The organism is Ideonella margarita (genome assembly GCF_038066635.1).
In the GTDB taxonomy this organism is placed as follows: domain Bacteria; phylum Pseudomonadota; class Gammaproteobacteria; order Burkholderiales; family Burkholderiaceae_C; genus Ideonella; species Ideonella margarita.
Map to the genome: position 1 here is coordinate 514,843 of NZ_JBBUTI010000001.1, position 22,471 is coordinate 537,313.

Here is a 22,471-nt window from a genome sequence, read left to right on the forward strand (position 1 = left end):
TACATCAGTGACGAGTCTGCGGCTACTTCTTGCACGGCTCAAAATGAAAAAATCTGCACTGCGGTGAAGTGCGTGCCGGCGAGACAGCGATGTCCCGCCTCCGGGCCTTCCCCGCCCGTCAGCATGAGCCAGCAGAGCCCGGCGACGGCCACAGTCGATGGGACAAGAACCAATGAGTGCAGAGCAGCAGTTGCAGGCTTGGGCGTGCGTGGCGGAGCGGCTTCAGGCCGACGGGTTGGAGGATGCGGCGAAGGCAGAAGACGGCTTGCTGAGCCTGCTGCAGGAAATACGGCAGGAGCGCGGCACCGTGATGCGGGCGCGTGGCCTGCTGGCCGTGTACGGGCGCGTGGCGGGCCTGGTGAGCGCCCCCGCGGCGCTGGATGACCTGCGGCTGGCCCGGCGTGTCTTTCGCAGCAACCAGCGCTGGCAGGAAGAGGCGCGCTGCCTGCAGATGATTGCCGTGGCGCTGCGCGAACGCGGCGCCATGACGGCCTGCGTGGCCGTGGTGCGCCACACGCTGATGATGGGGCTGCTGTCGATGTCGGAACGGGCGGATGTGGCCCACACCGGCGTGCAGGCCCAGATGGCCCTGCTGCAGTTCGACGATGCCGACATCTGGGCCCAGCGCTACATCCGCCCCTACCTGACCGGCGCGGCGCAGGCCACCGACCGCCAGTGCGAGTTGTGGCTGGGCTTGTGCCAGCTGCACCTGCAGCAGTACGAGCGGGCGCTGGCGCGCCGCAGCGTCTACACCCTGGATCTGTCGGCCGACCACCCGCCCGACACGGTGCTGGCGGGCCTTTGCCTGGACAAGGCCCGGCAGAGCCTGACCGCAGCCGCGGCCTGCGCGCAGAGCATGCTGGCGCGCCAGCAGGTGCAGATGCTCGACATGGTGATGAAGGGCCGCGACGGCGACCTGGCCAGTGCGCGCGCCGTGTTCGACGAACTGCGGCTGTCCTGGGCGGGGGCGCCCGCCGCCTTCCAGGTCGCCCTGCAATGGCACTTCGCCGGCGTGCTGCGGGACCAGGGCGTGCCGGAGGCTGCCCTGCGCGTGCTGGGCCAGGGCCTGGAGCTGGCGCGCCGCCACCAGGCCGACCACTGGTTGCCCGTGCTGCTGTTCACCATGGCGCAGCTGGCCCAGGAGCAGGGCCGCGCCCCCCAGGCGGCCGAGTGCTACGAAGCCTTCATCCAGCTGCATGCCTCGGCCCTGCGCAATTCGGTGTCGTGGTTCACCGATGCGGAAGACCTGGCCACCTTCGGCCCGCCGCCTGACCCGGTGGCGATGCAGCCGGCGCCGTTGACCGCGCGGCCAGGCTTTCTGCAGCGCGCGCTGGACCTGCTGGCCGCCAACGACTTCCGGCCGATGGACGTGGACAGCGTGGCTCGCAGCGTGCACGTCAGTCGCCGCACGCTGGAGCAGGCGGTGCGCAAGTTCGAGGACAAGAGCCTGCTGGAGCTGATGCGTGACCGCCGCATGGGCATCGCCATGCACCGGGTGCGCACCACCGACCTGCCGCTGCAGGAACTGGCTCACGCGCTGGGCTACCAGAGCGGCGGCTCCTTCGCCCGGGATTTCAAGAAGGTGTTTGGCCTGGCGCCGAGCGCCGTGCGCTCAGGGCTGGACAGCCGCTGAGCTTGCGGGCGGTGCCGCCACGGGTTCCGCCCGCAGCGGCCGCCACGCCATGGCCACCACCCCGGCCACGCTCAGCGCCACCAGCGCCCGGCCGAAGCGCCGAAGCAGCGAAAAATGCTCGGCTGGCGTCCGCCGGAACTCCCAGCCCTGCTGAACGGCCGCCACGATGCGTGACGTGGCCCAGCCGGTGCTGTTCTGCTCCGCCAGCACGCTGCGGTTGTCAGCGCCGATCTGGCGCGGCGAGGGCAACGCACTGACAAAGGCAATGCCCGCGCGCCGCACCTGCGCCAGCTCATTCACGCTGGTCACCTGGCTGCCGATCATCAGAACGCCCATGCGCCGCGACAGTTCTTCCAGCGCGCGCCACTGAGCCTCGAACAGCGGGTCGTCCACCCGTTGCACCAGCGCGCAATGCAGGTCGATGTGGTGCGGCTTGAACACCATCATCAGCGCCTTGATGGCCGACAGATCATCGGCCTGCCGGAACGACAGGCCGAGCTCGAAACCGCATTCCTCGCAGCGCTGCCCGAACGCCAGCACCGACACGAGGTCATTGCAATGCACGACATGGTGCAGCTCGATCACCACGCGGCGCGCCAGCACGCGCGCGGCCAGCAGTTCCACCACGTCTTCGTCATCGGCATGGGCGATGCTGCGTGCGTCCAGCGCGATGATGAGCCGGCGCACGCTGGCCCGTCTCGGCAACCGTTTCGACAGTCGTTCTCGCCAGGGAAGCCCGAGCGGCAGGGCGCAGAGCTGGCTGTCCTCCAGGTTGTCCCGGATGATCACGCCGGTGATCCGGGTGGCGTGCAGGCTGTCATCGGCCGTGTTGAGCACGGGATGACTGGCGATGCGGTGGGGGTCGAGAGTGATGCGTGGCACGGCGTTTCCTGGAAGCGCTCTCAGCATGCCTCGCGCGTGCGCGCGCCAGCCGCTCGATGGCGGGCGGCGCTGCGGATGTGTGCGGAAACGGTGTGACCGTTGCGGAATTGGCGTGGGTGGCCGGGGCCGACCGGTCGCTCAGTCGAGCCGGACGCGGATGTCGGTGTGCTCGTGCATGCCGATGGCCTGGAACAGCAGGTCGATCAGGCGGTGAACCTGGGTGAAGGCGAGGTCACGCCCGGCCTGGCGCTGGGCCACCACCCAGTTCAGCAGGTCGCTGCCCGCCACGAAGTCGACCCGCACCAGCATGTCGCAACGCAGCTCCACCATTTCCGCACGTTCCACACGTATCGACATGTCATCGAGCATGCGCTGCTGATCGCCCACCAGCTGGCCCGACAAGGCCAGCGTGACGAGCATCGGCGCGCCGGCTTCCATCGAGGTGGCGGCCATGGTGCTCTGGGCGTCGCCGAGGATGGACAGGGTGGCGGCCTCGGTGTGGTGACCGTCGTTCAGCTCGCGGATGCTGCACTGCGGCTCCGGCCAGGCCGGTGGTGACAACTCGTAAGTCACGCAGTAATCAATGCCCAGGGTATCCAGCAGGTCGGCTCGCTTGAGCAGGTGCAGCACCCGCAGCTGGGCCAGCCAGAACACCGGGTCGACGTCGGCCACGCCCACCGGGGCGATGTCATTGAGCACCCGCAGCAGGTGCTGGGTGGCCAGCCAATGCATCGGCACCGCCTGCTCCGCCCACTGGTTGAGCAGACGCAGCAGCGCAGCCGCGCCTTCGGCGTCGACCGTCAGCAGCGGCGACCAGTCGATCAGCCACGGCGGCGGCAACTGCACGGCATGCGAGGCCAGGTGGGCCACGGCGTTGGGGTCGAGCGATGGCGGGCAGATCCAGCCGACGGCCTGGCCGTCCGGGCGCAGCTCCGGGCGCACCTGCTGTTCGGCGATCAGGCCTGGCAGCGAGCGCCAGTCGGGCGGTGATTCGCCGAAGCGGTGGGCGAAGGCCTCGGCGCGCTGCTCGAAGCGCTGCTGCTGGCCGGTGGCCCGGTAGAAGTCGAGCAGGATGGCCCAGGTGTCGGCCTGGCCCTCACGCGGGCCGCCCGGCTCCAGCAGATGCAGAAGGGCTTGCTCGCAGGCGCCAAATTCGGCATTGGCAAACGCCATGACTGGCAGCGACAGCTCGGCGTCCATCGGCCGCTCATGCGCTTGCAGGGCGCTGCTGCGGGCGCCCCAATCGGTGGCGGGCACGCTGCTGGCTTCGCCGGCCGACGAAGGGGACGGGGCGGGGCGGAAGGCCTGGCGAAAGGCGGCGGCGCGGCGCTCGCCACGCAGCTTCATCGGCACCGTGTTGGCAAAGGCCGCTGCCGGTGCTTGGGCTTGTGACAGGCCCGGGCGTCCGGCCTTGGCCAGCAGGCCAGCCAGGCCGTGGCGCGACGCCATCTGGCGCTCGATCGCGTCGATCTTGGCCAGCACGCCGGCCTTCACCACCTGTTCCGGCCAGGCTTCGGCGTTGTCGGTGGGGCGCGTGTGCTCATCCAGCCAGGCGAAATGCTCCGACGACAAGCCCTCGCGGCGCACCGAGCGCAGCAGGTCGAATTCGCGTTTGCGCACCGCGTCATTGCGGCGCTTCTGATCGATCAGCACCTTCAACTGGGTGCGCGAGAGTTCTGACGCCTGAGCGTCGGCCGGTGTGGTGGCGGTGGTCACCTTGTCCAGCATCTGGCGCAACAGGTGTCGGGTATCTGAGCGTTTCATTGCGAGAGAAAGGTGGCGGACTGCCGCGCAAGCCCAGCCAGGGGCGGCACGTTGAATGACGCTTTCATTGTAGGGAAGCCCGGGGCGTGCCTGCTGACGCCGGCATTAACGTGTCGGCGGGATCGCCAATTCGGTCAGCGATTCCGTGGTGGGCACCACCAGGCCGGCGTTCAGCACGACCCGGTTGCGGCCCGCGCGCTTGGCGCGGTAGAGCGCTTCGTCGGCGGTCTTCAGCAGGGAAGCCAGATCGTCCGGGTGGTTGGGCACCAGGCTGCACACGCCGATGCTCACCGTGATGCCGACCGCGCCGTAGCCGGTGTCCACCGCCAGCGCCTGCACGGCCGCGCGCATGCGCTCGGCCACCGCGATGGCGCCGTCCGGACCAGCGCCAGGCATGACCACACAGAACTCCTCGCCGCCGTAACGGGCCACCAGATCGTCCGTGCGCAGGGCCTGGGCCTGCAGCTCACGCGCCACGGTTTGCAGGCAAAGATCGCCCGCCAGATGGCCGTGGGTGTCGTTGAACATCTTGAAGTGGTCCACGTCGACCAAGGCCACCGAGAGTGACTTGCCGGCCACCGTGGCCTGCTCCAGCTCCCGGGCCAGCACGTCGTCGAGGTAGCGCCGGTTCGGGATGGCGGTCAGGCCGTCGGTCATGCTGAGCTGTGACAGCTTGCGGTTCACGGCTTCCAGCTCGATGGTGCGTTCCCGCACGCGGCTTTCCAGCTGCTCGCGGGCCTCGTGCTGCACCCGCAGCGCGGCAGCCTGGGCGGATTCGCGCAGCGACCGTTCTTCATTCAGGCGGGCGGCCAGGCCGAGCGAGATCAGCAGCACCTCGATGGCACTGCCGATCTGGGCGGCATGTTCGGTCAGCAGGTTGCGCTCGATCAGGCCGAACTTGTTGGCGGCCAGGATGGCACCGCCGGCCAGCACGCAGCCAAAGGCCAGCAGGAAGATCTGGCCCGGCTTGTAGCCTTCATTGGCCCGCAGCGCCGCCAGCACCGTGACCAGGCCAATGGCCAGCACGGCTGACACGATGGAGAACTTGATGCCCATCGAATAAGGCAGCACGAATGCGGCGGCTGTTGCCACCAGGTTCATGACCACCAGCGCGCGCACGGCGCTCAGGCGCCAGGCGGGCAGCGGCTGCAACTTCATGAACGTGGCCGCAAACGCGCAGCCAGTGGCCCCTGAGAGGCCGAGCAGCACCACCAGCGCGGTGTCGTTCCAGGCGGTGGCTTCGGGCCACAGGTACTGGAAGCTCAGGCCGGTGAGCGTGGTCAGAAAGGTGCCGATGGCGGCGACCCAGGCCACATACAGCGCATAGACCTTCTCGCGCACCGTGATCAGCAGGATCAGGTTGTAGATGAGCAGGCCGCCCATCACCCCGATGTAGCCGCCATGCAGCAGCATGGCGTCCTGGTCGTGGCTGGCGAAGGCGTCGGGGTCCCAGAGCTCCAGCGGGAACTGCATCGAGCTGCTGGTCTGCACCCGGGCCAGCATCGCCAGTGTGTGGCCTGCCTGCAGGGTGACGGGCACGACGAAATTGCGGTGGCGGATCGGCCGCTCGGCGAAGGCCAGCTTGTCACCGAGATGCTGCTGCTGCTGAGCCTGCTCGCTGCCGTTGTCCGGGTAGGTGGAGAGCCACAGGTCGACGCTGTCGAGCACCGGGTAGCCAATCTCCAGGAGCCGCCGCGTTGAACCATGGCCATCGTGGGTCAGGTTGGCCCGGAACCAGAACACGCTGCGGGTGTAACCAAACTTGGCGTTGTGGTTGCCGGTGGACTGCCAGGCGGATTCCGGCAACTGGCGGATCTGGTCGGCCGTCATGAGGCCGGCCGGATCCTCGAAATAATCCATGGCCACCGCCTCGCGGGCGGGCATGGCGCGGCTGATGGCGGGCAGCGCCAGCAGCAGGCTCAGCAGAAACAGGGAAAGCAGCAGCTGCCAGCGCCGAGCCAGCGCGCCCGGCCACCGCTGCGCCGCGGCCGGCCGGCAAAGGGCGGGGTGGGGCATGGAGGTTGAAGGGGCTTCCACGGGCATGGCATCCATTCCCGGGGAAGCCACACTGGCCGCACAAACCGGGTTCCCGGTCTTATCGGCGGCTTTGGCGCCTTATGAAGCGCCGCGCGTCGCTTATTGCGGAAAGGTACCGGGCAGGAGGATGCGCCGGTCGACATTGTCGAGCCGGGTATGTCCGCAGAACGCCATCGTCAGATCGAGTTCCTTGTGGATGATTTCCAGTGCCTTGGTCACGCCGGCCTCGCCCATGGCGCCCAGGCCGTAGAGGAACGACCGCCCGATCAGGGTGCCGCGGGCGCCCAGGGCCCAGGCCTTGAGCACGTCCTGGCCCGAGCGGATGCCGCCGTCCATCCAGACCTCGATGTCTTTGCCCACCGCCTCGGCGATCGACGGCAGGGCTTCGATGGACGACGGGGCGCCGTCGAGCTGCCGGCCGCCGTGGTTGCTGATGATCACGGCGTCAGCGCCGGACTGCGCAGCCAGGCGGGCGTCTTCCAGGTCCATCACGCCCTTGATGATCAGCTTGCCGCCCCAGCGCTTCTTGATCCATTCCACGTCGTCCCAGCTCAGGGCCGGGTCGAACTGCTCGGCCGTCCAGGAACTGAGCGAAGACAGATCACCCACGCCCTTGGCGTGACCGACGATGTTGCCGAAGCTGCGGCGCGGCGTACCCAGCATGCCCAGGCACCAGCGCGGCTTGGTCATCAGGTTGATGATGTTCGCCAGGGTGGGCTTCGGGGGCGCCGACAAACCGTTTTTCAGGTCCTTGTGGCGCTGGCCGAGGATCTGCAGGTCCAGCGTCAGCATCAGCGCGCTGCACTTCGCGGCCTTGGCGCGGTCGATCAGGCGCTCGACGAAGTCGCGGTCCTTCATCACGTAGAGCTGGAACCAGAAGGGCGCCTGGGTGTGCGCGGCGATGTCTTCGATCGAGCAGATGCTCATCGTCGACAGCGTGAACGGCACGCCGAACTTCTCGGCAGCGCGTGCGGCCAGTATTTCGCCGTCGGCGTGCTGCATGCCCGTCAGGCCGGTCGGGGCGATGGCCACCGGCATGCGGCTGTCGATGCCGACCATCTTCACCGCGGTGCTGCGGTTTTCCATGTTCACGGCCACGCGCTGGCGCAGCTTGATCTTCTGGAAATCGGTCTCGTTGGCGCGGTAGGTGCTCTCGGTCCACGAGCCCGAATCGGCATAGTCGTAGAACATGCGCGGCACGCGCTTTTTGGCCAGTACGCGCAGGTCTTCGATGTTGGTGATCACGGGCATCCGGTTGTCTCCAGGCATTTTTGTGCAGCCGATGCTAGCTGCGCCGCCCGCCGATTGGCCGGAAACTTATTCAGGCCTTGCCGGAAACGAGCGCCAGTCCTTCCGTGGCGGCCTGGGCGCAGGCTTCGCGCAGCCACTGGGCCGTGGCGTGCGCCAGCGGGTGGTCAGCGCAGGTGCTGAGCAGGTAGGCGGTGTCCGGGCGCGCCAGCGGTGTCTGGCCAGCGCCCATCACCGGCACCAGTGCGCCCGAGCGCAGCGCCTGCCGCGCCAGGCTGGGCCGGGCCAGCACCACGCCCTGGGCCTGCAGGGCCGCTTCAAGCGTCAGGCCGAGGTCGATCAGGCGCGGGCCCTGGTCGGGCTCGGGCCAGCTCAAGCCGCAGGCGCGGAACCACGGCGCCCACGGCTCGACCGGGGTGCGCAGCAAGGGCCAGCGGGCGATGTCTTCCGGGCTGTGCAAGTGCGGCTGCTGCGGGCCCAGCTCGGCCAGCAAGGCCGGGCTGGCCAGGGGGATCAGGTGGTCGTGCATCAGCACCCGCTCGGGCGCTGCGCCGGCCAGCGGGCTGTGGCGCACTTCCAGGGTGGCGTCGCTGGCGGGGCTGTCGATGAAGGGCGACGACAGCAAAATCTCAAGTTCGACGTCGGGGTGCGCCTGCGCGAAGGCGGGCAGGGCGGGCACCAGCACCAGGCGGGCGAAGGTGGGCGGCGCGCACAGCTGCACCCGCTGGCGCTGCTGGGCGCTGCGGCGGTGCAGCGGCATGGCGGCCAGCAAGCCGAGGGCGGCGCGCACCTGCTGCAAATATTCCTTGCCGATCGGCGTGGGCACCAGGGCCTTGGCACCGCGCTGCAGCAGCACCACGCCCAGCAACTCTTCCAGCGCGTTGATGCGCTTGCCAACCGCGCTGGCCGTGACGTGCAACTCGTCCGCTGCGCGCTCGAAGGTGCCCAGCCGGACGGCGGCTTCGAAGGCGCGAAGCCCGTCCATGCTGGGCAGGCGCAGCGCGGGCGAGGTCAGCGGGGCGGCGCTGGGGTCGAGGTGGTCAGGGAGTACAGCCATCGTGGCCGCACTCTATCAAGCCGTGGCGCCTTGCTGCGCTTGAGTCGCCGGGTCGAAGCCCACCTGCTCCAGGTGCGAGGCGAGTGCGGCGTCCATCGACAGCACATGCGCATGAAACCAGGCGGCCAGCTCTGGCAGGATGCGGCGCAGCGGGCCGTGGTCACCGTGCTGCTGTGCCAGCACCGCCACCTCCCGCATCACGGCCAGCACGCCGGCATGCTGGCGGATGTGGCAGTTGTCTGGCGCCAGGCCCGCGGCCAGCATCCAGCGGTCTTCCTGGCCGAAGTGCGCCAGGGTGTGTTGCTCCAGCGCGAGCCATGCGGCGAGGCCGGCTTCCGGAGATTCGTTGAGCGCAGCCTCCGTGCGCCCGAGCAACTCGACGAATTCGATGTGGGTCTGGTCGATCTGCGGGTGATCGAGCGTCAGGGCGGTGGACCATTCAAGCAAGGGCATGGCTTCAGCTGTTTCGGGCGGGCCGGGTACGGGCGATTTCGCGAAGCAGCGATTCTTGAAGGCGTGACAAGGCGGTCATTTGCGCTGCATCAAGGTGGGGGCGGGCGGGCAGAATGTCGGCATGTTTGTGCCCACACCCACGGAAAACACCGCTGTCACGGCGCCCCGAACCGCGCGCCATGCCTGGCAGCGCGTGCTGTGGCTGGTGGCGGGCTGGCTGGCCTTGTTGCTGGGTGTGGTGGGCGCGTTTCTGCCGCTGCTGCCCACCACACCGTTCGTGTTGCTGGCCGCCTTCTGCTTTTCGCGCGGCAGTGCCCGCTGGGAGCACTGGCTGATTCACCACCCGCGGCTGGGGCCGATGGTGCGTGACTGGCGCGCCACCCGGGCCGTGCCGCTTCGCGCCAAGCAACTGGCCACGGTGATGATGACCTTCAGCTGCCTCTGGGCCTGGTGGGTCATTCCGTCGGTGTGGCGCTGGGCGCCGGCCATCAGCTGCGCCTGCGTGGCCTTGTGGCTCTGGCGCCTGCCGACACGGCGCTAAAGGGGCTCAGGGCGTCACGGGGCCTTGGGCCAGGTCGCTGCCGTTCATCGCTTCCAGGTAGTCCATCGCGGGTTCCTCGTCGAACAGGTCTGGCTCGCGGGCGAGCAGCGCGTGGCTGGGGGAGCCCGTGCCGGTGCTGTGGCTCGTCGGTGAGCCCCCGGTCGCCTTCGGCCTGGTTCGCGCACCCGAGCGTGCCGGTGCCAGCACCGGTGCATCTGCCCGCGTCAGTCCAGCCACCCGCACGCCCAGCAGGCGCAGGCGCCGGCTCAGGTCGACGCGCTTCAGGCACTGCCCGGCAGCCAGCCTGATTTGCGTACCGTCCGCCGTGGGCGCGGGCAGTGTCAGGTCGCGCGTCACCGTCTTGAAATCATCGAACCGCAGCTTGATGCCCACGGTGCGGCCCACGTAGCCCTTGCGCTGCAGGTCGTCGCCGACGCGCACGCACAGCTCGGTGAAGATCTGGCTGAGCTGGGCGCGGTCGCGCACGGCATGCAGGTCGCGCTCGAAGGTGGTTTCGCGGCTCATCGACACGGGCTCGCTCTCGGTCACCACCGGCCGGTCATCCTGCGCATGGGCGGCGCGGTGCAGCCAGGCGCCGTAGTGGGCGCCGAAGCGTTCCATCAGCCACAAGGGTTCCATCGCGGCCAGCTGGCCGATGGTTTCAATGCCCAGCGTGGCCAGGCGCGCACCGGCCTTCGGGCCGATGCCGTTGATGCGCCGCACCGGCAGCGGCCAGAAGCGGCTGGTGATGTCGTCGACCATCAGCATGGTCAGGCCGTCGGGCTTGTCGAGGTCGCTCGCCACCTTGGAGAGCAGCTTGTTCGGCGTCACGCCGATCGAGCAGCTCAGGCCGGTCCGCCGCTTCACGTTGTTCTTGATGTCGCGGGCGATGGCGCGCACGCCGCCGAGCGGGTCGTGGCCGACGGTGTCCTGCGCGCCGGGCACATCGGTCAAGTCGATGTAGATCTCGTCGATGCCGCGGTCTTCGATCACCGGCGCCAGCTCGGCCACTGCCGCCTTGAAGGCCCGCGAGTAGTGGCGGTACTGGTCGAAGTCGGTGGGCAACAGCACGGCGTCGGGCGCCTTGGCGGCGGCCTTCATCAGGCCCATGCCTGAAAACACGCCCAGCGCCCGCGCCTCATAAGTAGAGGTGGTGATGACGCCGCGGCCGGTGTAGTCACCCAGGCGCGCATAGGTGCGGGTGCCGTCGGCCTGGGTTTGTGGCTGGTGGCGCCGCCCGCCGCCGATCACCACCGCCTGGCCCCGCAGATCGGGGTAACGCAGCAGTTCGACCGACGCATAAAAGGCGTCCATGTCGAGGTGGGCGATGAGGCGGCGGCGTGTCATGGTGGTAACTACTGGATGGATTATCAGCCCGGCCATCGCGAAAACAAACCTGCTTTCCAATGCAGTTTTCGCTTGAAATGTGCGCAAAGCACATTTATAGTGAGACCACGTTGAAGGCGGCAAAGCTCTATCCAGATGTCCTTGTCGTCCTTCCTACCCGTCACTGGCACCCGGCACGGTCCAGTTCAACCACGGTCAGGCTCGCTGTCTGGCCCTTGCTTGTCTCTGGAGGTTTCCATGTTCAATTCAACGACGCTTCGTGCCCGCACCGCCCTCAACAGCCGCTTTGGCCCCAGCCTGCGCTGGGCGGGTGCCGGCGTGTGCCTGTGCGCCCTCGCGGTGCTGGTTGCCTGTGGCGGCGGTGGCGGCGCTGATGCCACCACGGCGGGCAGCAACACCGGCGGCAACGCCACGGCCAGCGCTTACACGTCAGGTGCCATCTCCGGCTTCGGCTCGATCATCGTGAACGGTGTGCGCTTCGACGACAGCAGCGCTGATGTGCTCGACGACGACGGCGTGCGCCACGGCCGTGACGAACTCAAGCTCGGCACGCAGGTGGAAATCGAGAGCGGCTCGCTCAACCGCACCACCCAGCGCGCCAGCGCCAGCATCATCCGCTTTGGCAGTGCACTGCTGGGCCCGGTGGAAGCCATCAACGCGGCCAGCAACCAGCTGACGGTGCTGGGCCAGACGGTGGAAGTGGCCACCACCACGGTGTTCTCCGACGGCCTGTCGGGCGGCCTCAGCGCCATCACCACCGGCATGGTGCTGGAGGTGCATGCCCGCCTCGACACCGCCCGCGCCGTGTATGTGGCCACCCGCATCGAAGCCGAGACCAGCGCCACCGCCTACCAGGTGCGCGGCACCGTGGCCTCGCTTGACACCACCGCCAAGACCTTCCGCATCGGAACCGCTGTCATCAACTACGCCAGCGTGGCCACCGTGCCCACCGGCCTGGCCAACGGCAGCAACGTGCGCGCCAGCCTGCAAACCACGGCCGTCAACGGCCAGTGGGTGGCCACGACCCTCAAGTCGGCTGAGCGCAAGGTGGGCAACCACAGCGAGTCGGAAGTGCACGGCCTGATCACCGCGTTCACCTCCGCCACCGCGTTCAGCGTCGACGGCCTGGCGGTGGATGCCACCAACGCCAGCTTCCCTGACGGACAGACCGGCGTGGTGCTAGGTGCACGTGTCGAAGTGGAAGGCCCGGTCGTGAACGGCGTGCTGGTGGCCACCAAGGTCAGCGTGGAGGACGAGAGCCACGACGGCCGCGGTGAAGACTACGAGTTGCACGGCGCCATCAGCGGCCTGGACACCACCGCCAAGACCTTCACCCTGCGCACGCTGAAGGTCAGCTACGCCAGCGTCACCCTGTGGCGCGGCATCACCGAAGCCCAACTGGCCAATGGCGCCACGGTGGAAGTGAAGGGCTCGCTGTCGGCGGACCGCAGCACGCTCACCGCCTCGCGCATCAGCCGGGAAGACTGAACCCGGCCCATGTCCCCCTGGCGCTGCCGCTCCGGCGGCGCCAGGGCCCGGTCAGGTGTCACCGTTATGATGCCCACAGGTTCAGAAGTACATGTCGCAGCCTGCCGATTCCTCCACCCCCGAGCATGCTGAACAGCAGGCCCTGATGGGTGCTGTCCAAGCGTTGATGTTGCCCCTGGCCCGCCTAGTGGTGGCCCGGGGCGTTGCGTTTGGTGAGGTGGAAGAAGCGCTCAAGCGCGCGATGATTCAAGCCGCCCGCGAAGCCGCGCTGCAGGCCAAGCCCGATGCCTTGCCGCATCGGCTGGTCAGCCGAATCTCCACCGCCACGGGCATCAACCGCCGCGAAGTGACGCGGCTGGTGGATACCCGCTCAGACGTTCGGCCGCCCCGCCGCCCGCTGGCCGTGGAGGTGTACGCCCACTGGCTGAGTGATCCGCGCTACCGCGACCACCTCGGCCAGCCCAGCCCCTTGCCGCGCCAGGGCGTGAGCCTGAGCTTTGAATCTCTGGCCCGTGAAATCACCAGCGATGTGCACCCGCGCAGCCTGCTGGACGACATGCTGCGGCTGGGCTACGCGCGCCTGTCAGAAAGCGGCGACCAGGTCGAAGCCGTGCCCGATGCCTTCGTGGCCAGTGGCGACGTGGTGCGCTCGTACCAGATCCTTGGCTCCAACATCGGCGACCACCTGAGTGGCGCGGTGGCCAACGTGCTGGGCAATGGTCGCCAGCATTTTGACCAGGCCATCGTGGCCGACGGGCTGACCGACGCGTCGATGGACGCGGTGCGCAAGCTCATCGTGGGCCAGTGGCGTGCGGTGTTTGACCACCTGGTGCCCGCGCTTGAGCGCCTGATCAGTGCCGACCGCGAACAACGTCCGGAAGCCGAACGGCAGCGTGTGCTGATCGGCCTTTACAGTTTCAACCAGGCCCAGGAAAACGCCGCCTCCGGCGACCAGCCTGCCGACGAAAGCTGACATGACCCGCATGCCCTTTTTCCGCACTTCGGCTGTCGCAGGCCGCACCCCGCTCTGGCGCTGGTTCCCGATGCTGCTGCTGGCTGCGATGTTGCATGCCTGCGGTGGCGGTGGGGGCGGTGGTGTTGGTGGCCAGGGCACGGGCACCTTCGCCTACACCCAGGGCCCGATCTCGGGTTACGGCTCGATCATCGTCAACGGGGTGGACTACGACGACACCGCCGCCGACCTGCGGGTGAGCAACGAAGATGGCGCCACCCTGACGGCCGCCGACCTGAAGCTGGGCATGACCGTGCAGATCGACAGCAAGGGCATCAACGCCAGCACGCTGACGGCGGTGGCCACCGCGGTGAAGGTCACCAGCGAAGTGGTTGGCCCGGTCAGCGCCAGCGACGTGTCCGCCGGCACCCTGACGGTGCTGGGCCAGACGGTGAACATCACGGCTTCCACCACCTTCGACAGCCGCATCACGGGCGGGCAGGCGGGCGTGGCGCTGAACAGCGTGGTCGAGGTGTATGCCATCCACGACCCGGTGTCGGGCACCTACGCGGCGCGCCGCATCGAGCCCAAGAGTACCGCCACGACCTATGTGGTGCGAGGTGCGCTGAGCCAGCTCGACACCTCCGCACGCACCTTCCGCATCGGTGCTGCCACCTTCGTCTACAGCAGCGGCGCCTTGCCGGCCGACGTGGCGAACGGGGCGATCCTGCGTGTGAAGGTGGCAACCACGCCGGACGCTCAAGGCCGCTGGGTCGTGGGCTCAGGTGGCCGCACCGAGCGCAAGCCGAGCGATGGCTCGGAGGTGGAAATCGAGAGCGTGGTGTCGAGCTACACCAGCAATGCCGCGATGGTGGTGGGCGGCCTGACGGTGAATGCGTCCGGCGCCACGATCACCCCAGCGGGCAGCGTGATCGCAGCCGGCGTTCGGGTGGAAGTGGAAGGCCGCATGCAGAGCGGCGTGCTAGTGGCCACCAAGCTGGAAGTCAAGGGTGGCCCGAGCGACAGTGGCGGCGACGACAACGGTGGCGGCCAGGAGTTCGAGCTCAAGGGCCGCATCACCAGTGTCGACACGACTGCCAAGACCCTGGTGCTGCGCGACGCGGTGGTGGACTGGAGCGGCAGCGTGGTCTATGTGAACGGCACGGCAGCCAACCTGCTGGCCAATGCCAAGGTCGAGATCAAGGGCACCTTGTCGGCCGACGGCAGCCGCGTGATGGCCACGCGCATCGCCTTCGACAACTGAGGTCATTCAGACCTGCAAAAGCAAAGGGCCCCGATGGGGCCCTTTGTCATTCCGTGCTTCTGCCGGCGCGCCGTTCAGCGGCGCCTTGGAAGCATCAGGCCAGGCGTGCCTGGTGCCGTGCGATCTGCGCCCGGGCCTGCGACGGCGCCGTGCCGCCCAGCACATTGCGGGCATTGAGCGAGCCGCGCAGCGTCAGCACCTCGAACACATCGTCGGTGATCGACGCATGGAAGCCCTGCAGCGTGGCCAGCGGCAGTTCGGCCAGGTCCACGCCCAGCTTCAGGCCTTCCTTCACGGCGTGCGCCACCACCTCGTGGGCATCGCGGAAGGGCAGGCCCTTCTTCACCAGATAGTCGGCCAGGTCGGTGGCGGTGGCATAGCCGCGCAGCGCGGCGCGCTCCATGGCGTCGGCCTTCACCACCAGACCGCCGCTGCGGCTGCCGTCGGCGGCCACTTCACCGCCGATCATCTCGGCCATGATGCGCAGCGTGTCCTTCACCGTGTCCACGGTGTCGAACAGCGGTTCCTTGTCTTCCTGGTTGTCCTTGTTGTAGGTCAGCGGCTGGCCCTTCATCAGGGTGATCAGGCCCATCAGGTGGCCCACCACCCGGCCGCTCTTGCCGCGGGCCAGCTCAGCCACGTCGGGGTTGCGCTTCTGCGGCATGATCGACGAGCCGGTGCAGTAGCGGTCCGACAGGTTGATGAAGCCGAAGTTCTGGCTCATCCACAGCACGATCTCTTCCGCCAGGCGCGACACATGGATCATCACCAGCGTGCTGAAGCTGGTGAACTCGATCGCGAAATCGCGGTCGCTCACGGCGTCCAGGCTGTTCTGGCAGACGCCGTCGAAGCCCAGTGCGCGGGCCACGGCTTCGCGGTCCAGCGGGTAGCTGGTGCCAGCCAGCGCAGCGGCGCCCAGCGGGAGGCGGTTCACGCGCTTGCGCACGTCGGCCAGACGCTCGGCGTCACGGGCGAACATTTCCACATAGGCCAGCATGTGGTGGGCAAAGCTCACCGGCTGGGCCACCTGCATGTGGGTGAAGCCGGGCATCACGGTTTCGGTGTGGTCGGCGGCGGCGGCCAGCAGCGCGCGCTGCATGTCGGCCAGCAGCACGCTGATCTGGTCGATCTCGCTGCGCAGCCACAGGCGCACGTCGGTGGCGACCTGGTCATTGCGGCTGCGGCCGGTGTGCAGGCGCTTGCCCGCGTCACCCACCAGTTGCGTCAGGCGCGCCTCGATGTTCAGGTGCACGTCTTCGAGTTCCAGCTTCCACTCGAACTGGCCGGATTCGATCTCGGCGCGGATCTGTGCCATGCCGCGCTGGATGTCGGCGAGGTCTTGCGCGCCGATGATGCCTTGCGCAGACAGCATCGCCGCATGGGCCAGGCTGCCTTCGATGTCGGCGGCCCACATGCGCTTGTCGAAGAAGACGCTGGATGTGTAGCGCTTGACCAGCTCGCTCATCGGTTCTGAAAACAGGGCCGACCAGGCCTGGGACTTCTTGTCGAGTTGGTTGGTGCTCATGCGCGGGGCAGACGTTGGGAGAAAGGCTGCATGGCCGCCTTGGAAGGCGGGCGAAACCCTGATTTTAGGCGGGCCGCTTGCCGCTGGCCGCTCGGGGCGGACAGAATGGCTCTTGTGATGGCCTCCAAAGACCCCGGCCCGAGCAGTGTCTGGAGCGACCTGCGCGATGCGCTGACCCAGCCCGACCCCGAGACCACCGGGCCGCTGACCTTCTGCGCCAGTGGCCCGGTGGTGCGTGCCTTGCTGGGCGTGCATGTGCCGATGGCACTGGCCCTGTGCTGGGTGGCACCCGGCCCGGCAGTGTGGGGCCAGTGGCTGGCCGAGGGTGCCACGCTGGCAGTACCGGCCTGCCTGGCCTGGCTGCTGTGCATGTGCGTGTTGCTGGCGCGCTGGGCGCCGCTGGCCCATGCCGCGCCGATGGTGCAGGGCGCCGCGGCGGCCACCAGCGCCGCGGCCATCACCGCGCTGGTGTGGTGGCCGCTGCACCGGGCGGGCCTGGCGCCGGGCGATACCGGCGCGCTGCCACCCACGCTGTGCGGCGCCGCCTGGGGCTGGGCCTTGTGGCAGGTCGAGCGCTGGCGCCAGCGGGCGCGCATGCCTGCCGCCGCCGCCGCCCGCCTGGCCGATTTGCAGACCCGCATCCGGCCGCACTTCCTGTTCAACACGCTCAACAGCGCCATCACCCTGGTGCAGCTCGACCCTGACCGCGCCGAAGAGCTGCTGCAGAACCTGTCGGACTTGTTCCGCGCTGGTCTCGGCCAGCTTGACCAGCCGACCACCGTGGCGGCCGAGGTGACTCTGAGCCAGCGCTATCTGGCGATCGAGCAACTGCGTTTTGGCAGCCGCCTGGAAGTGGACTGGGACCTCGACCCCGCCGCAGCCCACGCGATGCTGCCCATCCTCGCCTTGCAGCCGCTGGTGGAAAACGCGGTGCGGCACGGGGTGGAGCCCAGCGACAAGGGCGGTCGCATCGAGGTGCGCACCCGCCGCCGGCGCGACCGCGTGCTCATTTCCGTCACCAACTCCGTCCCCGAGGGCCCGACCCGCCATGGCCACGGCATCGGGCTTGCGAGCGTTCGCCAACGGTTGCGTTTGCTGCATGATCTGGATGCCGATTTCCGCAGTGGATTGATCGAAGATGGACGCTGGCGCGTCAGCATCGGCGTGCCGGCTTGAGGGAGACGACATGAGCATGGACGCACTGCGCCTGATGCTGGTGGACGACGAGCCACTGGCGAACCTGCGCATGAAGCGCCTGATTGACGATGGCGCCTGGCCCGGCGCCGAGGTGGTGGCCACCGCGGGCAGCGCCACCGAAGCGTTGCACCTGCTGAGCAGACAGCCGGTGGATGTGTTGCTGATGGACATCCACATGCCCGGCATGGACGGCCTGGCGCTGGCCCGGCGCCTGCGCGAAGCGCCGCAACCCAGCGCCGTCATCTTCATCACTGCCCACGCCGAACATGCCCTGCAGGCCTTCGAACTGGATGCGGTGGATTACCTGACCAAGCCTGTGCGCCTCAGCCGCCTTCAAGATGCCCTCACGCGGGCTTCCACCCGGCTGGGCCGCCAGGTTCCTGTGGCCGCCTCACCGGCCGCCGCGGCAGAACCGGCGATGCTGGTGGTGAGCGACCGCGGCCGGGTGCTGCGCATTCCGGTGGACGAAGTGGTGTACCTGCGCGCCGAGATGAAATACGTGACGTTGCGCACCACCCGCCACAGCTACGTGCTCGACGACGCGCTGTCGGATCTGGAGCAGCGCCTGGGCGAAGCAGTGGTGCGCATCCACCGCAACGCGCTGGTGGCCAAGGCGGCCGTGCGCGCGCTGGAGCGGCGTGCCATGCCTTCGGACGACGGTGACGACGGCCCGGATGCCTGGGCGGTGCGCCTGGCGCCGACCGACGACTGGCTGGCCGTCTCACGCCGCCAACTGGCCGCCGTGCGCCAGGCGCTGGCGGAGGAAGGCCTTTGAGGCAGCGGGGCGGGCCGTGCGGGCGGTTGCTTGCCGGGCGCGCGGATTGGCGTGTCATTGCTGTGTTGGCCGTGGCGCTGGTGGTGGTCGGCTGGCTGCTGTTGCGCGACGTCGGCCCCCGCGCAAGCTCATGGGGCGGCGTGGTGTTGGCCAGATTGGGCATCGCGCCTGAGACTTTGCTGGCCGCAGACGAGCGCGCGTCAGCCCCTCAAGCGAGCCCGAGGGTTGCAGTGCCGGCGGACGATCCCTGCGGGCCGGGAGCCGCACCCGACATGCCCGAGACCGCCTTGGTCAAGGCCAGCCGGCGTCTGCGTGACGATGTGGTGAATGCGTTGGCGGCCAGCCCGGATGTGAGCGATCAGGCCACCGCTGCGCTGCTGTCGATCACGCCGTTCATGGATGACCTGCCCACCTCGGCGTGCACTGACAACCCTGCCTGCCTGCAGAAGTGGACCGACAAGCAGATGTCGCGCGAGCGCGTAAATACGGACGCGGTGGTGCAGCGTCTCGCGGCGCTCGCCGATCGTTCTCGATCGCCCTACGTGTATGAAATGGCGATGCTGGGTTGCCGGGAACTGGTCAAGGGTTCGGTGGCTGCCACCGAGGCCTGCAACAACCTCTCGCTGGAGCGCTGGTCTTCGCTGGATCCGCACAATGCCGTGCCTTGGCTGGCGCTGGTGGAGCGGGCGCAGCAGCGTGACGACAAGGCGGCCGTGGACAACGCGCTTTACCAGGCAGCCACGGCGACGAAGAGCGGCGGCGTGGCCAGCGAGCTGATGCGACGCGTGCTGGCGCAGGTGCCGACGAATGACACCCACCGTGATTTGCAGGCCGACATGGCTGCACGCGCGTTTGGTGTGGCCGTACTCGACATGATGGGGTCGGGCCACATGACCGCCATGGGCCTGTGCCGTGACGAACACATGGCCGACAGCAACCGGCGGCAAACCTGCCACCTGCTGGGGGCGCGGTTGCTGGCGGACTCAGACACCATGCTGCAGAGCCGTCTGGCGCTGGCGCTGGTCAAGCGCACGGGCTTGGGCTCCAGCGAATTCACCACCAAGGTCGACGAGTTGGATGCCTTGGATTGGGCGGTTCGGCAGCGCTCCGGTGAGCTGGAGCATCCGTCCGATGGGCAGGGCTGCCGCGCCACCATGGCCGCGCTGCGCTACTTCGGCGAGATGGCGCAGTCGTCCGAATTGGGCGTGGCACGCCGGACGCTCGATGACCACCTGCGTCGCTCCGGGCAAACCGTGGCGGATGTGGCGCGCCAGTCTCGCCAGTCCCGCGACAAGGCAGCGGCACCATGAACACAAGGCCGGCACCCCGCAAGGTGTCGGCCCTGTGTTTGCCGCTGCTAGAGAAGCAGCGCGCCTGAAGCCTCAGCCCGTGTTGCGCAGCCCCGCCGCGATGCCGTTGATCGACAGGTGAATGCCGCGCTGCAGGCGCTCGTTCACCGGGTCGCCTTCGCGCTTCTTGCGGTAGCGGCGCATCAGTTCCACCTGCAAGTGGTTGATGGGGTCGAGGTAGGGGAAGCGGTGCTCGATGGAGCGCGCCAGGCTCGGGTTCGATTGCAGGCGGTCGTCCTCGCCGGTGATCAGGGCCAGCGCGGCGTGCGTGCGCTCCCATTCCTCGCGGATGGCGGTGAAGATCTTCTTGCCCAGGCGCTTGTCCTCGACCAGCTCCACATAGCGCGCGGCGATGCGCAGGTCGCTCTTGGCCAGCACCATGTCCAGGTTCGACAGCAGCGTGCGGAAGAACGGCCACTGGCGGAACATCTTCTGCAGCAACTCCAGGCGCTGGGCGCGGCCCTTGCCCTCGTCACCCAGGAAAGCTTCCACGGCAGAGCCGAAGCCGCACCAGCCCGGCAGCGCCACGCGGCACTGGCCCCATGAGAAGCCCCAGGGAATGGCGCGCAGGTCTTCGATGGCACGGGTGGCCTTGCGCGAGGCCGGACGCGAGCCGATGTTCAGCTCGGCGATTTCGCGGATGGGCGTGGCCGAGAAGAAGTAATCGGTGAAGCCCGGGGTGTCGTACACCAGGTCGCGGTAAGCGGCCATCGAGCCGGCGCTCAGCACTTCAGCGGCTTCGAGGAAGGACTTGGGCGGCGCCTTGGTCGGGTGCAGCAGCGTGGCTTCCAGCGTGGCTGCCACCAGGGTTTCCAGGTTGCGCCGGCCGATTTCCGGGTGGGCGTACTTCGAGGCAATCACCTCGCCCTGCTCAGTCAGGCGGATCTGGCCGTTCACAGTGCCCGGGGGCTGGGCCAGGATGGCCTGGTAGCTCGGGCCACCGCCGCGGCCCACCGTGCCGCCACGACCGTGGAACAGGCGCAGGCGAATGCCGTGCTGCTCACGCAGGCTGGCGAACATGTCCACCAGCGCGATCTCGGCACGGTAGAGCTCCCAGTTGCTGGTGAAGAAGCCGCCGTCCTTGTTGCTGTCGGAGTAACCCAGCATCACGTCCTGCTCGCCACCGCCGCGGGCCACCAGGGCGGCCACGCCGGGCAGGGCGTAGAACTCTTCCATGATGCGGCCGGCGTTGCGCAGGTCGGCAATGGTTTCGAACAGCGGCGAGACGATCAGATCGGCCGTGGCGCCCTCGGCCAGCACGCCGCGCATCAGGCCGCATTCCTTCTGCAGCAGCAGCACTTCCAGCAGGTCGCTCACGTCTTCCGTGTGCGAGATGATGTAGTGGCGGATGGCCTCGACACCGTAGTCCTGTCGGCCTTGCAATGCAGCTTCAAAGATGGCCAGCTCGCCCTGGGCCAGGGCGGAGTAATCGGCACCGCGCACACGCAGGTTGCGGGCGTCGTTCAGCAGACGCACCAGCAATTCGCGGCGGCTGTTCTCATCAAGGGCGCTGTAGTCGGCCTCGATGCGGGCCACGCGCAGCAGCTCGGCCACCACGGCCTCGTGCTGGTCAGAGCTCTGGCGCAGGTCCACCGTGGCGAGGTGGAAACCGAACACCTGCACCGCGCGCATCAGCGGGGCCAGGCGCGGGCCCACCAGCGCCTGGGCATGGTGGGAGCGCAGCGAGCGCTCGATCACCTGCAGGTCAGCCAGGAACTGCTCAGGCGCGGTGTAGGGGTTCTGCGGTGCCACGGCGTGGCGCAGCGCCTCGGTGCCGGTCAGCTCATGCAGCGTGGCGGCCAGTCGGGCATACACGCCGATCAGGGCGCGGCGATAGGGCTCGTCTTCGCGGTGCGGGTTGCGGTCGGGCGAGGCCTCGGCCAGGGCCTGCATCTCGGTCGAGACCGGGGCCAGCATGGCCGAGATGGACAACTCGGCACCCAGCGTGTGCACTTCCGTCAGGTAGTGGCGCAGCGCGGTTTCAGCCTGGCGCGACAGGGCCATCTTCAGCGTGCTGGCGGTCACGTTCGGGTTGCCGTCGCGGTCGCCGCCGATCCAGTTGCCCATTCGGAAGAAGTTGCTCACCTGGTGGCCCGGCAAGGCTTCTTCCACGTCGCGGTACATGCGCGGAATCTGGCGCAGGAAGGTCGACTGGTAATACGACAGCGCGTTCTCGATCTCGTCGGCCACCGTCAGCTTGGTGTAGCGCAGCATGCGCGTCTGCCAGAGCTGGGTCACGCGGGCGCGGATCAGTTCCTCGTTGTCCTGCAGTTCACGGGCACCACGCAGTTCGTCGCGCTGGCTCACCAGCTCGGCCACGGCGCGTTCGGCATCCAGGATGCTCTTGCGCTGCACTTCGGTGGGGTGGGCGGTGAGCACCGGGGAGATGAAGGCCTGGTCGAGCGCGGCCGCGATGTCGGCGGCGCGGTGGTCGGCCCGGGCCAGCTTGTCGAAGCAATGGGCCAGCGAGCCTTCCTGCGTCGTGCCTTCGGCGTCATGCACGGCACGGCGGCGCACATGGTGGCGGTCTTCGGCGATGTTGGCCAGGTGCGAGAAGTAGCTGAACGCCCGGATCACGCTGACGGTCTGGTCGGCCGAGAGGTTCTTCAGCAGACGGTCCAGCACACGGCCGGCGGAGGCGTCCTTCTTCAGGCGGTAGGCCACCGAGAGCTGGCGCACGCGTTCGATCAGCTCGAAGGCATCGCGGCCTTCCTGTTCGCGGATCACGTCACCCAGAATCCGTCCGAGTAACCGGATATCTTCAACGAGCGGCTTGTTCTTCTCCGCTGCGTCACTGACGGACTTTGATTTAGCAGGGGCCGAGGCCCGCTTGCCGGGCTTGGCCGGTGACGAGGACTGCGATGTGGTGGCGCGCGACATAATGGCTCCAGATGATGTAACCCGATTACCAATCGGCAATCGTATCAGGTTCGGCCCGGGAGGGGATAATTCGGTCACC

The 22,471-nt window shown here is 68.3% G+C and carries 17 protein-coding genes; 8 read left to right on the forward strand and 9 right to left on the reverse strand.

The genetic code is table 11. The features are described 5' to 3' along the window. Positions 1 to 157 precede the first annotated feature (157 nt). Positions 158 to 1,633 (forward strand): helix-turn-helix transcriptional regulator, encoded by a 1,476-nt coding sequence (locus AACH00_RS02420; protein WP_341397343.1) that lies wholly within the window; start codon positions 158 to 160, stop codon positions 1,631 to 1,633. Here the strand turns inward: AACH00_RS02420 and AACH00_RS02425 are convergent. The 6 genes from AACH00_RS02425 to AACH00_RS02450 all read right to left on the reverse strand — a co-directional run bounded on the left by AACH00_RS02425 (position 1,613) and on the right by AACH00_RS02450 (position 9,074). After that, positions 1,613 to 2,515: a hypothetical protein gene (locus tag AACH00_RS02425; RefSeq protein ID WP_341397344.1), complete on the reverse strand. Its 903-nt coding sequence runs from the start codon at positions 2,513 to 2,515 to the stop codon at positions 1,613 to 1,615. The genes AACH00_RS02420 and AACH00_RS02425 overlap by 21 nt on opposite strands. 138 nt (positions 2,516 to 2,653) lie before the next feature. Beyond that, on the reverse strand, positions 2,654 to 4,279 hold the full coding sequence (locus AACH00_RS02430) for a hypothetical protein (protein ID WP_341397345.1): 1,626 nt from the start codon (positions 4,277 to 4,279) through the stop codon (positions 2,654 to 2,656). Positions 4,280 to 4,384: 105 nt separating this feature from the next. After that, positions 4,385 to 6,295: a sensor domain-containing diguanylate cyclase gene (locus AACH00_RS02435; RefSeq protein ID WP_341397346.1), complete on the reverse strand. Its 1,911-nt coding sequence runs from the start codon at positions 6,293 to 6,295 to the stop codon at positions 4,385 to 4,387. Between the two features lie 120 nt (positions 6,296 to 6,415). Then, positions 6,416 to 7,567: an alpha-hydroxy acid oxidase gene (locus tag AACH00_RS02440; protein ID WP_341397347.1), complete on the reverse strand. Its 1,152-nt coding sequence runs from the start codon at positions 7,565 to 7,567 to the stop codon at positions 6,416 to 6,418. A gap of 70 nt (positions 7,568 to 7,637) precedes the next feature. Continuing rightward, a complete protein-coding gene (locus AACH00_RS02445) occupies positions 7,638 to 8,621 on the reverse strand; it encodes a LysR family transcriptional regulator (protein WP_341397348.1) in 984 nt (327 codons plus the stop codon). A 15-nt stretch (positions 8,622 to 8,636) separates the two neighbouring features. After that, the gene (locus tag AACH00_RS02450) at positions 8,637 to 9,074 is read right to left on the reverse strand and encodes a hemerythrin domain-containing protein (protein WP_341397349.1); all 438 of its coding nucleotides are present in this window, start codon (positions 9,072 to 9,074) and stop codon (positions 8,637 to 8,639) included. 121 nt (positions 9,075 to 9,195) lie between these two features. Here AACH00_RS02450 and AACH00_RS02455 point away from each other — a divergent pair, with 121 nt between their 5' ends. Next, positions 9,196 to 9,615, forward strand: a complete 420-nt coding sequence (locus AACH00_RS02455; protein ID WP_341397350.1) for a YbaN family protein — start codon at positions 9,196 to 9,198, stop codon at positions 9,613 to 9,615. Positions 9,616 to 9,621: 6 nt separating this feature from the next. Here AACH00_RS02455 and dinB read toward each other — a convergent pair whose 3' ends face one another. After that, a complete protein-coding gene (gene dinB / locus AACH00_RS02460) occupies positions 9,622 to 10,962 on the reverse strand; it encodes a DNA polymerase IV (protein ID WP_341397351.1) in 1,341 nt (446 codons plus the stop codon). 237 nt (positions 10,963 to 11,199) lie between these two features. On the opposite strand from dinB, the gene AACH00_RS02465 reads away from it, so the two are divergent. The 3 genes from AACH00_RS02465 to AACH00_RS02475 all read left to right on the forward strand — a co-directional run bounded on the left by AACH00_RS02465 (position 11,200) and on the right by AACH00_RS02475 (position 14,666). Continuing rightward, entirely contained in the window at positions 11,200 to 12,450 is a 1,251-nt protein-coding gene (locus tag AACH00_RS02465) for a DUF5666 domain-containing protein (RefSeq protein WP_341397352.1), read from the forward strand. Positions 12,451 to 12,541: 91 nt separating this feature from the next. After that, positions 12,542 to 13,423 carry a DUF6502 family protein gene (locus tag AACH00_RS02470; protein WP_341397353.1) on the forward strand — a complete coding sequence of 294 codons (882 nt, stop codon included), beginning with the start codon at positions 12,542 to 12,544 and terminating at the stop codon, positions 13,421 to 13,423. 1 nt (position 13,424) lies between these two features. Further along, positions 13,425 to 14,666 carry a DUF5666 domain-containing protein gene (locus AACH00_RS02475; RefSeq protein ID WP_341397354.1) on the forward strand — a complete coding sequence of 414 codons (1,242 nt, stop codon included), beginning with the start codon at positions 13,425 to 13,427 and terminating at the stop codon, positions 14,664 to 14,666. Positions 14,667 to 14,760: 94 nt separating this feature from the next. On the opposite strand, the gene argH is transcribed toward AACH00_RS02475, so the two are convergent. Then, the gene (gene argH / locus AACH00_RS02480) at positions 14,761 to 16,191 is read right to left on the reverse strand and encodes an argininosuccinate lyase (RefSeq protein ID WP_341397355.1); all 1,431 of its coding nucleotides are present in this window, start codon (positions 16,189 to 16,191) and stop codon (positions 14,761 to 14,763) included. Positions 16,192 to 16,308: 117 nt separating this feature from the next. Between argH and AACH00_RS02485 the strand changes: the two genes are divergently transcribed. The 3 genes from AACH00_RS02485 (at position 16,309) to AACH00_RS02495 (ending at position 19,473) form a co-directional block, all read left to right on the forward strand. After that, positions 16,309 to 17,367, forward strand: a complete 1,059-nt coding sequence (locus tag AACH00_RS02485; RefSeq protein WP_341397356.1) for a sensor histidine kinase — start codon at positions 16,309 to 16,311, stop codon at positions 17,365 to 17,367. Positions 17,368 to 17,377: 10 nt separating this feature from the next. Continuing rightward, entirely contained in the window at positions 17,378 to 18,163 is a 786-nt protein-coding gene (locus AACH00_RS02490; RefSeq protein ID WP_341397357.1) for a LytR/AlgR family response regulator transcription factor, read from the forward strand. A 272-nt stretch (positions 18,164 to 18,435) separates the two neighbouring features. Continuing rightward, on the forward strand, positions 18,436 to 19,473 hold the full coding sequence (locus AACH00_RS02495) for a hypothetical protein (protein WP_341397358.1): 1,038 nt from the start codon (positions 18,436 to 18,438) through the stop codon (positions 19,471 to 19,473). Positions 19,474 to 19,545: 72 nt separating this feature from the next. Here the strand turns inward: AACH00_RS02495 and ppc are convergent, their stop codons facing one another. Then, on the reverse strand, positions 19,546 to 22,392 hold the full coding sequence (ppc, locus tag AACH00_RS02500; RefSeq protein ID WP_341397359.1) for a phosphoenolpyruvate carboxylase: 2,847 nt from the start codon (positions 22,390 to 22,392) through the stop codon (positions 19,546 to 19,548). Positions 22,393 to 22,471: the final 79 nt, after the last annotated feature.

Bases quoted from the DNA above. Each gene is read 5' to 3' on its own strand.
- AACH00_RS02420 (WP_341397343.1), top strand. From the start codon at position 158: ATGGGACAAGAACCAATGAGTGCAGAGCAGCAGTTGCAGGCTTGGGCG.
- AACH00_RS02430 (WP_341397345.1), bottom strand. From the start codon at position 4,279: ATGAAACGCTCAGATACCCGACACCTGTTGCGCCAGATGCTGGACAAG.
- AACH00_RS02435 (WP_341397346.1), bottom strand. From the start codon at position 6,295: ATGCCCCACCCCGCCCTTTGCCGGCCGGCCGCGGCGCAGCGGTGGCCG.
- AACH00_RS02440 (WP_341397347.1), bottom strand. From the start codon at position 7,567: ATGCCCGTGATCACCAACATCGAAGACCTGCGCGTACTGGCCAAAAAG.
- AACH00_RS02445 (WP_341397348.1), bottom strand. From the start codon at position 8,621: ATGGCTGTACTCCCTGACCACCTCGACCCCAGCGCCGCCCCGCTGACC.
- AACH00_RS02450 (WP_341397349.1), bottom strand. From the start codon at position 9,074: ATGCCCTTGCTTGAATGGTCCACCGCCCTGACGCTCGATCACCCGCAG.
- AACH00_RS02455 (WP_341397350.1), top strand. From the start codon at position 9,196: ATGTTTGTGCCCACACCCACGGAAAACACCGCTGTCACGGCGCCCCGA.
- dinB (WP_341397351.1), bottom strand. From the start codon at position 10,962: ATGACACGCCGCCGCCTCATCGCCCACCTCGACATGGACGCCTTTTAT.
- AACH00_RS02465 (WP_341397352.1), top strand. From the start codon at position 11,200: ATGTTCAATTCAACGACGCTTCGTGCCCGCACCGCCCTCAACAGCCGC.
- AACH00_RS02470 (WP_341397353.1), top strand. From the start codon at position 12,542: ATGTCGCAGCCTGCCGATTCCTCCACCCCCGAGCATGCTGAACAGCAG.
- AACH00_RS02475 (WP_341397354.1), top strand. From the start codon at position 13,425: ATGACCCGCATGCCCTTTTTCCGCACTTCGGCTGTCGCAGGCCGCACC.
- argH (WP_341397355.1), bottom strand. From the start codon at position 16,191: ATGAGCACCAACCAACTCGACAAGAAGTCCCAGGCCTGGTCGGCCCTG.
- AACH00_RS02485 (WP_341397356.1), top strand. From the start codon at position 16,309: ATGGCCTCCAAAGACCCCGGCCCGAGCAGTGTCTGGAGCGACCTGCGC.
- AACH00_RS02490 (WP_341397357.1), top strand. From the start codon at position 17,378: ATGAGCATGGACGCACTGCGCCTGATGCTGGTGGACGACGAGCCACTG.
- AACH00_RS02495 (WP_341397358.1), top strand. From the start codon at position 18,436: ATGCCCGAGACCGCCTTGGTCAAGGCCAGCCGGCGTCTGCGTGACGAT.
- ppc (WP_341397359.1), bottom strand. From the start codon at position 22,392: ATGTCGCGCGCCACCACATCGCAGTCCTCGTCACCGGCCAAGCCCGGC.